Origin of the sequence: Pedobacter sp. ASV12 (assembly GCF_016429155.1) — a bacterium.
In the GTDB taxonomy this organism is placed as follows: Bacteria; Bacteroidota; Bacteroidia; order Sphingobacteriales; family Sphingobacteriaceae; genus Pedobacter.
The window spans coordinates 42,987-55,721 of record NZ_JAELUC010000004.1; the positions used below are offsets into that span (position 1 = coordinate 42,987).

Here is a 12,735-nt window from a genome sequence, read left to right on the forward strand (position 1 = left end):
TGAAATGATTTCAGAAAAAGATACTGGATATCGCAAGAATTTTTCGCTGATCGTCACTTTTATTGTCCTGATTTCGGTTGTATTCGTCCTTTCCCTGTTTTTGGCCTTCAATTACAGCAAAAAGAACATCGAAAACGAATTTGTTTCGGCCAAGGCCAATGTGCTGGAAGAAAGCATCAAGCCTTATAACGATTTCTTTTTTAATAAGCTGCCGGAAATTTCTTACTACAACGGCTTTCTCGATTCAGCAACGGCTTCCAAGTTTGTCGATACCATCCTGCTTCAATACCCCTTTGTATCGAAGGTAGTTTTTTACGATACGGAGGTAAAAAACATCAAATACGAGGAGAATGGCCTTAACCAGGGCCATTTCGCCATCGGGATGAAGAGTGTTTACCAGTTTGGCAGCTTGGTGCCTAAAGATTCGATCAAATTGTTTAGTGCTAGCGAAGGCAGGAATTATGCCGAAACGGAAGACTTTAATGCTTCGGCGCTAAAAATCATCAATTTTTTGCAGAAGCTCGATACGGCTAAGGTGCCCAACCAGGATAAGTTGTTCAGCAGCTTTGCCACGATTCGCTCCAATAAAATCGATTATTTTAATATTCCGAGCCCCGAACTGCTCAAAACCTATAAAAGGATGGTGTCAGAAAAGCTCGATTCGGATCCTATTTACCAGCAAGACCTGCTTTCTTTTGAGCTCGACCCCAGCAAGATCAAGATTAAGAACACCCGGCCACTTTTATATCAGCATATCAAAATAGAACCGATTACCTACGACCCTTTGGATGCTTCTGAATATATAACCGGCGAGATTTCCCTGCCTGGGGCATTTTCGGAGTTTAAGCTTTATTTCATCTCGTCGAGGTCTTTCGTCAAGAAGGAAATATTCAGCTACTTTTTGCCTATAGCCGCGCTTTTGCTGCTGTTTTATGGCGTATTGGTGCTGGTGGCCTTTCTCATTTACCGTAACCTGAACATCAACCATAAAATGTTCAAGCTGCAGTACGATTTCCTGACCAACCTGACGCACGAGTTCAAGACCCCGGTAAGCGTTATCAAGATTGCGGGCAACAACATCAAGAGCGCACCAAGCATCAGTGAGCGCGAACAAAAGCTGTACGGAAAAATATTAGACGAAGAAGCCGATAAGCTTAATGGACTGATGAACAAATTGCTGGCTTTTACCCAAATCGAAAACAAGGCCATTACCCTTAACCGCGACGAAATTAACGTGGCCGAGTTTATCGAAAGTACCATCGATGTACATTGCCTCAAGCATCCCGATTTCGATTTTACCTACGAACTGGATGGCTTTAAAACCCTTGTAACCGATCCGGTACTGCTGGGCAGCCTTTTCGACAACCTGGCCGAAAATGCCTATAAATATTCGCCGGTTAACCACAAAAAGCTGCATATTTCGGCCCGCTTGGTTAAAGATCGTGTGGTATTCAGGTTCAAAGATGCAGGCATCGGTATTCCATCGTCGGAAATAAATAATATCTTTAAAAAGTTTTACCGCATTCAGAACCGCTACAACCAGAATGGAAGCGTAGGACTGGGCTTGGCTTTTTGCAAAGAACTGGTTAACTTTATGGGTGGCGAAATCACCGTAAAAAGCGTGGTAGACAAAGGAACCGAATTTAAAATTGTATTACCCTATAATAACGAGTTGTAGTGCTGGGTTTGGCCTGTAGCATGCTGTAGGCAGTAACGTTCCAATTTAAGCACTGCACTTTAAAACTAAAAAAAATGTCTAAAGGAATTAAAATACTGATTGTTGAAGACGACGAAAATCTTCGTTTCTTGGTGGTACACCGTTTACAGGCAGAAGGATACGAGGTGTTGGAGAACAGTGATGGACTAATAGCCGTGGAGACCATTGTAAACGAAAAGCCCGATATTGTGCTGCTCGATTGGATGCTGCCTGGCAAAGAGGGCTCTGAAGTATGCGAAGAAGTACGTAAGCAGGGCTATGAAGGCCTGGTGATTATGATGACAGCCAAAGCGCAGGATGTAGATAAGATCGATGCCTATAATTTTGGAGCTTCTGATTATGTAACCAAGCCCTTTAACATGGACGTACTGGTAGCCATGCTCGATAGCAAGGTGAAGTTCCTGCTTAACAACGACCGTTCAGAAATACATCGTTTTGGCAACATGGAGCACCACCCGAATATCCATACCCTGTTTCGCGATGGCAAGAAAATAGAACTGACCATTTTAGAAAACAGGATTTTGCTGTATTTCTTGCGCAATCCGAACAAGGTAATCAACCGCGACGAGCTGATGCTGGTGGTTTGGGGCTACAATTCGGATGTAAATACCCGTACCCTCGACATGCACATTGTAAGGCTACGCAAAAAGATTGAACTCAATCCCGATAATCCGCAATTGCTGCAAACCGTTCGCGGTATCGGCTACCGCTTTAATGCCGGATAAAATATCCTGAAAACGCTTGCGGAGCTTTAACAACTTCGCAAGTCTTTCTAACAAAAAACTACCTCCGGTTTAAAAAAGCTTGTCCAGCAGATTGGTGGCAAACAACATGGCGCACTGTAGGATCATCATGCCGTCGAGCCACAAGAAATAATAGTATTCGCTTCTTTTCGGGCTCGATTTAAAAATGAGCCAGCCTGTTAAAAAAATGGTTAGGGCTAAAGCGGCCACATCAAGGTTGATGGTTTTGGTAAACAGCACCAGCAAGATCAGGTACAACCCTAATATTACCAAACAAAAAAACCAGGCCTTTTTCTCCCACGAAGTTACCGTAATGGTTTTAAGCTCGTAGATTTTGTCTTGGAAAAGGTCCCTGCTATCGAAAGGAATGGTTAAGGCGCAGATGAACAGCAAACGCTGGGCAAGCAAAAGAATTGTTTCGCCTAGCGGAATGACAATGCCATAATTGTTTTCAAGCTCTACAATAGGCAGCAATACGCAGCTAACCGACCATATAAAGGCAATCAGAAACAATTTGATAACCGGCAGGTTGCGCAGGATTATCTTTTTTTGGTCTAGCGTAAGAAAAGGGAAATTATAAGCCACGGCAATAATACCTACAAAACCCATCAGCAATTTGGCCTGCATGCTTAAGTACAGCAAAGCTAGTGGTATGATGCACAGGATGGCAATCATCGTTATCGATATCATTAAGCGATGATGCGCAAAGAACCAGTCTATTCTCTTGAACTGCGATTTTTGCAGGTCGGCCGGCTTGGTTAAGAGTACGCTGAGGTTATAGCTAATGAGTGTGGCAAAGAACAAAAACGCCAATACATATCGATCTGCCGGAAGCCCCAGTAAATAATAGGTAACCAAGCCTTGTGCAACGGCACAAACAGCAATAAAAATATTGCTGAAAAGCAGAAAGTCCAGAACAGAAAAAAGTATTTTTTTAAACATTTCTCGTTAATTGGCTCATTTGGTCTATTGGCCAATAATTAGCTCGGCATGAATGTAAATATCGCAATTTCCGGCAAAATATCAACCCCGTTGCTTCAGCCTCAAAAATCATAGCTACAAGCTGCTTGATAATTGTTTATTTTTGAATGAATGGTAGGCAAGCTCATCAGGTCGATTTTTTTTGGCAACTATTTCGTTGGTATGCTGGCCGTTGCCCTTACCATAGAAGCTTGTTTGCAATTGGGGCTGCCTTTCCCTTCGGCCACTTATTTTGTACTGCTTTTCATATCGCCTACGGTTTATTACACCTATGCATACAGAGGTGCCATGAAGCTGCAAAAACCAGCCAATTTGCGGGCAAAATGGTATGCCGAGAACAGGACCTTCGTGAAGTATAGCCAATGGATCTTATTTGCCGTTTCGATGTTGCTGGCTACTTATTTGTTGGTGAAGAATATAGCCGGCGTTTTAAGCCTGCCCAGGGATTATTGGGCCAGTATAGTGGTAATTCTGTGTGCCGGCGCATTTTATTACGGTTTGTTGCCCCGCTCTTTTTTAAGCCTCAACCTACGCAACAAGGGCTGGCTCAAAGCTTTTGTAATTGGATTTGTATGGGCCTGTTGCGCGAATGTGCTGTTGCTGATCATCTTAAAAATAGAGCTCGATATCAACGATAAGGATTGGCCTTTATGGATTTGGCTTTTTGTTAAAAATTGGATGTTCTGCACCGTAAACGCCATCATGTTCGACATTAAGGATTATCCCACCGATGCCAATAAGGATTTGCGGACTTTTGTGGTCCGTTATGGCTTGCGCGCTACCATTTTCTATATTTTAATCCCCTTGCTGGTTATTGGGCTGGCTTCGCTGTTGATTTTTGCACATTACCGGCATTTTCATGCGTTGCAACTGTTGTTCAATACCTTGCCCTTTATGGCTACCATTGTTGTTGCCTATTCCATGCGCAAGCGCCATAAAATCCTCTACTATTTAATGGTGATAGATGGGCTGATTTTATTTAAATCGATTTGTGGGATTTTAGGTGTGCTTACTTATGGCTAAGCGAGAACCCTCTTATGATAAAATAGCTCAGCACTACGATTTTTTAAGCCGACTGGTGTTTTTTAAATCGCAGGTAAAGGCGCAAACCGAACAGTTGGGCTATATCAAACACTGCAAAAAGCTGCTTATTGTTGGTGGGGGCACAGGGTGGATTTTGAAAGACCTGAATGCCATAACCCAGCCCATTGCCATCGTTTTTGTAGAAGCGTCCATTGAGATGATTGCATTGGCCAAAAAAGTCGATACACATCACGCCGTCGAATTTGTTCATCAGGATATTGAAACCTACCAAACCGACCAGTTTTTTGATGCCGTACTCACGCCCTTCTTGTTCGATAATTTTGATTGGGCAAAGGCCGAAAAAGTATTCGCCCATATTGATGCTTTATTGGCCACAAAAGGGATTTGGATTGATGTTGATTTCTACCTGAACAGACAATCGGCGCTATGGAAAAGAACAATACTCAAGACTATGCATTTGTTTTTCAGGTTCATCAATGTTGTTCGCGTAAACGATCTGATAGACACTTCTCCGTTTTTTAAACCTCAATACATCCCAATAACCGAAAAGCATTATTACGGCAATTTCATTAAAGCGGTGGTTTATCAAAAACGGTTGCCTTAAAGCGATGGGCTATCTCTGTACTGGATTTATGCCCTTTGCAAGGTGAAAATCGTGATTTCGGGCAAAATCCCTACGCGGCCAGGATAGCCCAAAAAACCATAGCCCACGTTTACATAAAGCTGTTGTTGCTTTTCGCGGTAAAGTCCGGCCCACTCCTTGTAAATGTACTGCACCGGGCTCCATTGAAACTCTTTAAGCCTTACGCCAAACTGCATGCCATGTGTGTGGCCACTAAACATGGCATCGATTTGCGGGTATTTTTCCAATACCTCGCCACGCCAATGCGAAGGATCGTGCGAAAGCAGCAGCTTAACCGGCAAATCGTCGGTGTTTTGCGTAGCCAGTTCCATTTTGCCGTATTTCGGAAAACGGCCCATGCCCCAATTCTCGATGCCCAAAATGCCGATTTCTTCGCCACCAACTTTGAGCCGGCGATGTTCATTCATCAGTAAGTCGTAACCCATAATCTTATGGGTAGCAATCATATCCTGCAGGTTTTTGACCTTGGCTGGCGAAGTTCCCCTGCCAAAATAATAATCGCCGTAATCGTGGTTGCCCAAGGTAGAATAAACACCCAATGGGGCTTTGACCTTGGCAAAAATATCCTGATAATCTTTGACCTCGCTGGTGAGGTTGTTCACCAAATCGCCGGTGAAGAACACAAAATCGGGTTTTTCGGCCATCAGCATTTCTACGCCACCTTTTACCGCTGTTTTATTGTAAAAGCTGCCCGAATGGATATCTGAAATCTGCGCCATGGTAATGCCATCAAACGCTTTGGGCAGGTTGGGCAATACCAAACGCACCCTTCTGATTTGGTAATCGTAGGCGCCCGAAATAATGCCCCAGCTCAACGAACTAAGCGGAACGGCGGCCGCCACCAATCCGGCTTTAACCAAAAATGCCGAACGGCTAATGGGTTCGCCGGCTATGGGCTCGGTTGCTTTAGCAGGTTCTCGTTTGTGCTTAAAAAGCTTGATGGCCAACCGCCTCAAATCGTCGATGAGCAAGAAAGGCAGCATAAACACTTTGGCGGTTGAAAGCAGGAAGAAGGCCACCAGTATAATGGCTCTGATGGTCAGGAACAAGTTGAGGTAAATGGCACAAAATACCCCAACAATCAGTACCAGGCTAAGGGCCCACCAAATGTAGGCGAAAATGCGCCTGGTTTTGGCCGACCATTTTTTAAAAACGTTTAGGATGGCGTAATAACAATAGAAATCAAGTGCCAAAACAACCAGACACAGGATAGAAAGAAAGAGGCTACGACCCATATATAAAGCTTGAAGTGCTAAAATTACCTAAAATCTTCTTCATCTTCATCGCTGAGGTCGGCATTGAACAAACTATCGAACATATCGGCAAAGCCAAAACCACTATTCAGGTAGTTTTTGTTCAGCTGAGAAAATGCAGCCAGGCCATGCAACACAAATTCCATGAGCAGCAAGGTTTGGGTTTCGCTCAGTTTGGGATGGAACTGTTGCACCAGTTCGTGCAGTCCATCTACCTCCATCAAGGTTTTTTGATATTGTGCAAACGTAAGGTCGTCGGCTATATCAATGGTGTTGCCTTCGGTAAACCATTCGGTAATTTTGGTATAAGGATTGGCTGTTCTGCTCTTTTTGGCTCTTTCGGGATCAGGGAAATAACGTGCAAACAAGTGCTTAATGGCTTTGCCGATCAGGGTATGGGCTACCTTGGCAGGGCCTTCGAGCTCGCCCTCGTAAACCAGTTCTATTTTTCCGGTTATTGCCGGAATGATACCACTTAAATCAGACAGTCGGACAAAAGTGCTTGGTTCGCGGTTGATGAGCATCCTGCGTTCGGCATTGCTGATCAGGTTCTCGTAGGCCGATATGGTTAAACGCGCCGATACGCCCGATTTTTGGTCAATATATTCGCTTTTGCGCGCTTCGAAAGCAATTTGCTCTACCAGGTCTTTCACCAATCCATCAGCTTCGATCAGGTTGCGTTGCTCGTCGGTAAGCCTGGCTTCCTGGAAGGTAATCTTTCTCGAAATCTCGATACTTTTTGGATAATGGGTCAGAATTTGGCTTTCGATTCGGTCTTTTAACGGGGTAACAATACTGCCACGGTTGGTATAATCCTCCGGATTGGCTGTAAACACAAACTGTACATCTAAAGGTAAACGGAGTTTAAAACCCCTGATCTGGATGTCTTTTTCCTGTAGCATGTTAAACAGCGCCACTTGGATCCTGGCCTGGAGGTCGGGCAGTTCGTTGATGACGAAAATGCTTCGGTGCGCCCTTGGAATTAGGCCAAAGTGGATTACCCTTTCGTCGTTGTAGGTTAATTTAAGTGTGGCGGCTTTGATGGGGTCAACATCGCCAATCAGATCGGCAACGGTTACATCGGGTGTGGCTAGCTTTTCGGTATAGCGCTCACTGCGGTGCTGCCATAAAATAGGGGTATCGTCGCCTTTTAGGGCAATTTCGTTTTTGGCATGCCAGGAAATAGGATTCAATGGATCGTCGAAAATCTCGCTTCCGGCTACATAGGGAATATACTCGTCGAGCAGGTTCACCATCAAACGCGCAATACGGGTTTTGGCCTGGCCGCGCAAACCCAGCAGCAAAATGTTGTGCCTAGAAAGAATGGCGGTCTGCAGTTCTGGAATTACGGTTTCGTCATAGCCCAAAATGCCTTCAAATCCAGCTTCTTTAAGCTGTAATTGTTTAATGAGGTTTTTCCTGAGCTCGTCTTTAACGCTGAGCGATTTATAGTTGGAGGCTTTGAGTTCGCCTAGGGTTTTTGCTTGCATGTTTAAGTGGGGTGCCCGAAGCCGCAAGTTGGAAGTCTGGTTTATCTCCGGACTTCCAGCTCAAACTTCTGACTATTTTACGGTTTTTCTTCTGTTCTTTATGTAGTCTTCAAAAATGTATTCGCCAAGGCCCGTTAACGAGCTGTAAAAAGCCCGGCCACCGTTAATTTGCGTAAACTGCCTTACAAACTGTTGGAGGTAAGGGTCTTGGGCAATCATGAAGGTGGTAATCGGGATGTTGAGCCGTTTGCATTGCGCGGCCATGTTCAGTGTTTTGCCGATTACTTTCCGGTCAAGGCCCATGCTGTTCTTGTAATAGCGGCCATTTTCCTTGAGGCAGGTTGGTTTGCCATCGGTAATCATAAATATCTGCTTGTTGTGCGTTTTACGTCTGCGCAACAGGTCTGTAGCCAATTCGAGGCCAGCCAGGGTATTGGTGTGGTAGGGCCCAACTTGCAGGTAAGGCAGGTCTTTGATGGTGATAGGCCAGGCATCGTTGCCAAAAACCACAATATCGAGCGTATCTTTTGGGTATTTGGTTTTGATGAGCTCGGCCAGGGCCATGGCGGTTTTTTTGGCTGGCGTAATGCGGTCTTCGCCATACAAAATCATCGAGTGCGAAATATCGATCATGAGTACGGTAGAGGTGAGGGTTTTGTAGTCTTTTTCCTCTACTTCCAAGTCGCGCTCGGTTAAGGTAAAGTTGCCAATGCCGTGGTTAACCTGTGCATTTTGGATAGAAGCGGTCATGTCTATCTGGTCGAGGCTGTCGCCGAAGGCATATTCTCGCCTGTCGGCATTTTTCTCTTCGCCAACCCCCGAAATGTTGCTGTTATGATTTCCTTTGCCCGCTTTTTTCAGTTTGCCAAAAATTTCTTCCAAGGCCGATTTACGGATGGTCTGCTCGGTTTTGGCAGTAATCTTTACTTCGCCGTTTTCTTCCTTCAGGTAGCCCTTTTCCTTCAAGTCGTCAATAAAATCGCCCATGGCGTAATCGTTATTGGTAAACTTGTATTTCTTGTCGAGCTCGTTCATCCAAGCCAATGCTTCGCCCGCATCGCCAGCCGTATAATTGAGCAATTCGGTAAAAAGCTTTAGCATTTCATCGAAACCGCCTTTGGGCAGGTCGTTAGGCCTGAATTTGGAAAACTGAAAACCTCTCATTCGAATTATATTAACGAAATATCGAAGTTAAAGGTTTGAACCAAGATTATTTTAAGCCTGATGTCATTTTTAGGGTCGCGCGGCAACCTACTTACGTACTTCTTTTAAATGTAGGTTCTTTTTCGAAAAGCAGCACGAGCACAATGCCAATGGTGTAGGCCATCAGGTCGGTCCACGCAAAAGAATTGCCCATCACTACGTTGGCCAGATGCGAATTTTGTAGGCCCAGCCATTTTACGTATTGAAAATACTGCAGTATCTCGATCAGGTAGGCGAAAATCAATACGGCTATGGCCGTTGGAAGTACAGGAACGGGGAGAAAGCTTTTGACCGCATAGTACAGCAAAATAACGACGAGTACATCGCCAATGTAGGGCCTGATGATGGCATCGTGGATGTAAAGTGCAATGAATACTTCGATCAAAAAGATTAAAATGGCCAGTAGAAAGTACTTGAGGTTAAAGCGGAACATCAGAGTTGAGATTGATAATTTAGCAGTCCGGCGATGTTTGTCACGTTAGACTTCAAAATGATGCACAAATGTTGAACCAGTTTTTGGCCAAGCGAAAATAATCTTATCTTCAAAACAAATTAGACCTGAAAAATGATGAAGAAAATAGCTATGTTTTGCTTAGGGTGTATGTTGGCCACGGGCGTGTTTGCCCAAAGCAAAGCTGATAGGCAAGCCATTTTGGATGTGCTCGAAAAACAGCGCGGTGCCTGGAACAAAGGCGATGTGGAAGCCTACATGCAGGGCTATTGGAAAAACGACAGCCTGCTTTTTGTAGGCAAAAGCGGACCAACTTATGGCTGGCAACAAACGTTGGACAATTATAAAAGGGGCTATCCCGATAAATCGGCCATGGGCTTTTTGACTTTCGGTATCAAAAAAGTAGATTTTTTGGCGAAGGATAGGGCTTTTGTACTGGGAAGCTGGAACCTAAAGCGCGAAAAGGACGAACCCAAAGGTTATTTTACGCTGTTGCTACGTAAAATAAACGGCCAGTGGAAAGTGGTAGTTGATCATAGCAGCTAATCGAAAACATAGCGGAAGTTGAGCTACAAAAAGTGCAAGATTCTGCACGGAACAGTTTGTAGTTTGCAATAGGCCATTGTGCTAAATTTTTAAAATTTACTCGTCAAGTTTAAACTGTTTGTAATAATAGTCCTTGTCGGCGTCGGTGATTTGGCGGATAACTTTGCAGGGATTGCCGGCGGCCAATACATTGTCAGGAATATCCTTGGTAACTACACTGCCCGAACCAATTACGGTATTGCTGCCAATTTTTACCCCGGCATTGATCACTACATTGCCTCCAATCCAAACGCTGTCGCCTATGCTAATTGGCTGAGCCCATTCAAACTCCTGGTTGCGCAAATGTGGATGGATGGGATGGCCAGCGGTATACATGGCAACGTTGGGTGCAATAAAAACATTATTGCCGATGCTTACCTTGGCGCAATCGAGGATAACGAGATTGAAATTGGCATAAAAGTTATCGCCTATTTCGATGTTGTAGCCATAGTCGCACCTGAATGGCGGTTCTACATAAAACATTTTTTCTGTTTTGCCAAAAAGTCTTCGTAACAGCTCCTTGCGTTGCTTGATGAATTTTGGGGCTAGGTTATTGAATTCAAAAACGATTTCGCGGGCCTTTAATCTTTCTTTGGCTAGGGTAGCATCCCCGGCTTGGTAGGCTTTGCCTGCTAGCATTTTTTCTTTTTCGCTTAATGGAGTTTGTTGCATGTTTTGTTTGGTTTAACTACCTGAGGCTTTCTAAGGTTTTTAATGAACTGTTTTTACAGCCTCAGGCACCTAAGGTAGCCTAAGTGCTTTGGTGATGTTGCTAGGGTTGTCTAAGGTTTCTAAGGCGGTATAAATTAACTGTTTTTGTCGTGTGAGGCACCTAAGAAAGGCTAAGTAAGAAAGTTAGGTTTTGCTGCCATTATTGCCAAGGCTAAAAATAGTTTCATAAAAAACGGGACTTCATTGCTGAGAGTCCCGTTTGGTATTTTTGAGAAGCCACAGGTTAGCGCTTTTTAAGCTCTTTCTGTTGGCACAATTCATTAAGGCCTGTTTTTGGCCAAAGCTCTTTCGGCTACTTTAACGGCTCTTTTTTCTCTCCAGTTGGCGTACTTTTCTTTAAATGCCATCTTTATCAGGCTGTCTACTGCGCCATGTCTGAACAAGCTCCAAACGCTGGCTACTTTTCTGCTGATCGATTGATCCCATGCCCTTAAGCTTAAGGAGAATGAACCGTCAACATATTTCATCCAATGCCACATGCCGGTAGGCATAAACAAGGTATCGCCGTGCTCTAAAAATACTTCGTAGCCTTCAACGCCATTCAGCGCAGGGAATTTTTCGAAATCAGGGTTGTCTACCTTGTAGTCTTCTAAGGCATAGGTTGCATTAGGCAGGCAATACAAGCGGTCTTTCCATTTGTAATCAAATAAAATAATGTGCTTGCGACCTCCAAAGTGCGTATGGAAAATATGAGGCAAATCGATATCGTAATGCAGGAAGGTTACCGAGTTAGAGCCACCAAAAAACATGGCTGGCATGCTTTCGATAAATCCGCCCATCAGCTCTTTCGGAATTTTTACATCGTTGATCAGGCTGGGCACTTTTTTAAAGAGGTTGAAAAAGAAAATCCTCAGCTCTGTAGGCTCGCGCTTGATCAGGTCTAGGTAGTCGCCAAATTTCATGTGCGCCGTTGCGGCATTGATCGGTTTTGCCGGGTCTGCCTTCGAGTTGTCGTAAAGAGGCACCTCTAGGTCTCCAGCAATTTCCTTTAAATATTCTGTTGTCCACTTTTCGCGGGCAGGCCAGTCTTTGGTTAATCCTTTGATGACCAATGGGCGTTTGGCATCAAGGTAGTTTTTCTTGAAGTCTTCTCTGCTGATGGTTTCAACGGTATCAACCGGTTTTAAGATAAAGCTCATAATGTGGCAAAATTAGTGCAGAAGAGGGCGTTGCCACTCTTCCAAACACAAAAATGTGAATTAAAATCGAAAAGTATATGCTTTGTACATAAAATGTTAACACTATGATAATATAATGATTTTTGCTCAAGCCTGTGCCACAAAAAAAGCGCTACGAATTTTCGTAGCGCTTTGGTTTTTGCATTAAGATTTTACCTATTTAGGCATTAAAACGGTATCGATTACATGGATTACCCCATTTTTCTGAAATACATCCTTGATCGTTACTTTGGCCATGCCGCCTTTTTCGTCTTTAAGCATCAGATTTTTGCCTTCCATCCATGCCCATAGTTTGCCACCCTCTACGGTAGTAAGTTCGGCTTTGCCTCCGCCTGCTTTAATGGCTGCCGCAATTTCTTTGCTACCCATTTTTCCGGCAACTACGTGGTAGGTTAGGATTTTGGTTAAAGTGGCTTTGTTTTCTGGTTTTACCAAGTTGCCTACGGTGCCTTTAGGCAATTTGTCAAAGGCCTCGTTGGTTGGTGCAAATACGGTAAACGGACCAGCGCTTTTTAGGGTTTCTACCAAGCCGGCTGCTTTAACGGCTGCCACCAAGGTAGTATGGTCTTTAGAGTTCACTGCGTTATCTACAATGTCTTTGGTTGGATACATGGCCGCACCGCCAACCATCGGATTTTTTTGGGCCTGAGCCTGAGTAGAGAATGCCATAGCTACTACGACAACTGCAAATAGGAATATTCTTTTCATGTTTTTA

Annotated in this window: 13 protein-coding genes; 5 read left to right on the forward strand and 8 right to left on the reverse strand. The window is 44.1% G+C overall.

Annotated features, from left to right (window positions below):
* The first annotated feature begins 4 nt into the window (after positions 1-4).
* Both JHD69_RS02540 and JHD69_RS02545 read left to right on the forward strand, forming a co-directional pair.
* Positions 5-1,678 (forward strand): sensor histidine kinase, encoded by a 1,674-nt coding sequence (locus JHD69_RS02540; protein WP_199137048.1) that lies wholly within the window; start codon positions 5-7, stop codon positions 1,676-1,678.
* A 74-nt stretch (positions 1,679-1,752) separates the two neighbouring features.
* Positions 1,753-2,442, forward strand: coding sequence for a response regulator transcription factor (locus JHD69_RS02545; protein WP_199137050.1), 690 nt, complete (start codon positions 1,753-1,755; stop codon positions 2,440-2,442).
* A 69-nt stretch (positions 2,443-2,511) separates the two neighbouring features.
* On the opposite strand, the gene JHD69_RS02550 is transcribed toward JHD69_RS02545, so the two are convergent.
* A complete protein-coding gene (locus JHD69_RS02550; protein ID WP_199137052.1) occupies positions 2,512-3,402 on the reverse strand; it encodes a hypothetical protein in 891 nt (296 codons plus the stop codon).
* Between the two features lie 150 nt (positions 3,403-3,552).
* On the opposite strand from JHD69_RS02550, the gene JHD69_RS02555 reads away from it, so the two are divergent.
* Positions 3,553-4,464: a hypothetical protein gene (locus tag JHD69_RS02555; protein ID WP_199137054.1), complete on the forward strand. Its 912-nt coding sequence runs from the start codon at positions 3,553-3,555 to the stop codon at positions 4,462-4,464.
* Positions 4,457-5,089: a class I SAM-dependent methyltransferase gene (locus JHD69_RS02560; RefSeq protein ID WP_199137056.1), complete on the forward strand. Its 633-nt coding sequence runs from the start codon at positions 4,457-4,459 to the stop codon at positions 5,087-5,089. Before JHD69_RS02555 ends, JHD69_RS02560 begins: the two co-directional genes overlap by 8 nt.
* Before the next feature lie 26 nt (positions 5,090-5,115).
* Here the strand turns inward: JHD69_RS02560 and JHD69_RS02565 are convergent, their stop codons facing one another.
* The 4 genes from JHD69_RS02565 to JHD69_RS02580 form a co-directional block, all read right to left on the reverse strand.
* Positions 5,116-6,363 (reverse strand): metallophosphoesterase, encoded by a 1,248-nt coding sequence (locus JHD69_RS02565; protein WP_199137058.1) that lies wholly within the window; start codon positions 6,361-6,363, stop codon positions 5,116-5,118.
* Between the two features lie 23 nt (positions 6,364-6,386).
* Positions 6,387-7,871 carry a sigma 54-interacting transcriptional regulator gene (locus tag JHD69_RS02570; RefSeq protein ID WP_199137061.1) on the reverse strand — a complete coding sequence of 495 codons (1,485 nt, stop codon included), beginning with the start codon at positions 7,869-7,871 and terminating at the stop codon, positions 6,387-6,389.
* A 72-nt stretch (positions 7,872-7,943) separates the two neighbouring features.
* Positions 7,944-9,035 (reverse strand): vWA domain-containing protein, encoded by a 1,092-nt coding sequence (locus JHD69_RS02575; RefSeq protein WP_199137063.1) that lies wholly within the window; start codon positions 9,033-9,035, stop codon positions 7,944-7,946.
* Positions 9,036-9,126: 91 nt separating this feature from the next.
* Entirely contained in the window at positions 9,127-9,507 is a 381-nt protein-coding gene (locus JHD69_RS02580; RefSeq protein WP_199137065.1) for a ribosomal maturation YjgA family protein, read from the reverse strand.
* Between the two features lie 135 nt (positions 9,508-9,642).
* Here JHD69_RS02580 and JHD69_RS02585 point away from each other — a divergent pair, with 135 nt between their 5' ends.
* A complete protein-coding gene (locus JHD69_RS02585; protein ID WP_199137067.1) occupies positions 9,643-10,071 on the forward strand; it encodes a YybH family protein in 429 nt (142 codons plus the stop codon).
* Positions 10,072-10,167: 96 nt separating this feature from the next.
* Here JHD69_RS02585 and JHD69_RS02590 read toward each other — a convergent pair whose 3' ends face one another.
* From JHD69_RS02590 to JHD69_RS02600, 3 genes are all read right to left on the reverse strand, one after another.
* Positions 10,168-10,782, reverse strand: coding sequence for a sugar O-acetyltransferase (locus JHD69_RS02590; RefSeq protein WP_199137069.1), 615 nt, complete (start codon positions 10,780-10,782; stop codon positions 10,168-10,170).
* 320 nt (positions 10,783-11,102) lie between these two features.
* Positions 11,103-11,981: a cupin-like domain-containing protein gene (locus JHD69_RS02595; protein ID WP_199137071.1), complete on the reverse strand. Its 879-nt coding sequence runs from the start codon at positions 11,979-11,981 to the stop codon at positions 11,103-11,105.
* A gap of 195 nt (positions 11,982-12,176) precedes the next feature.
* Positions 12,177-12,728 (reverse strand): fasciclin domain-containing protein, encoded by a 552-nt coding sequence (locus JHD69_RS02600; protein ID WP_199137072.1) that lies wholly within the window; start codon positions 12,726-12,728, stop codon positions 12,177-12,179.
* Positions 12,729-12,735 lie beyond the last annotated feature (7 nt).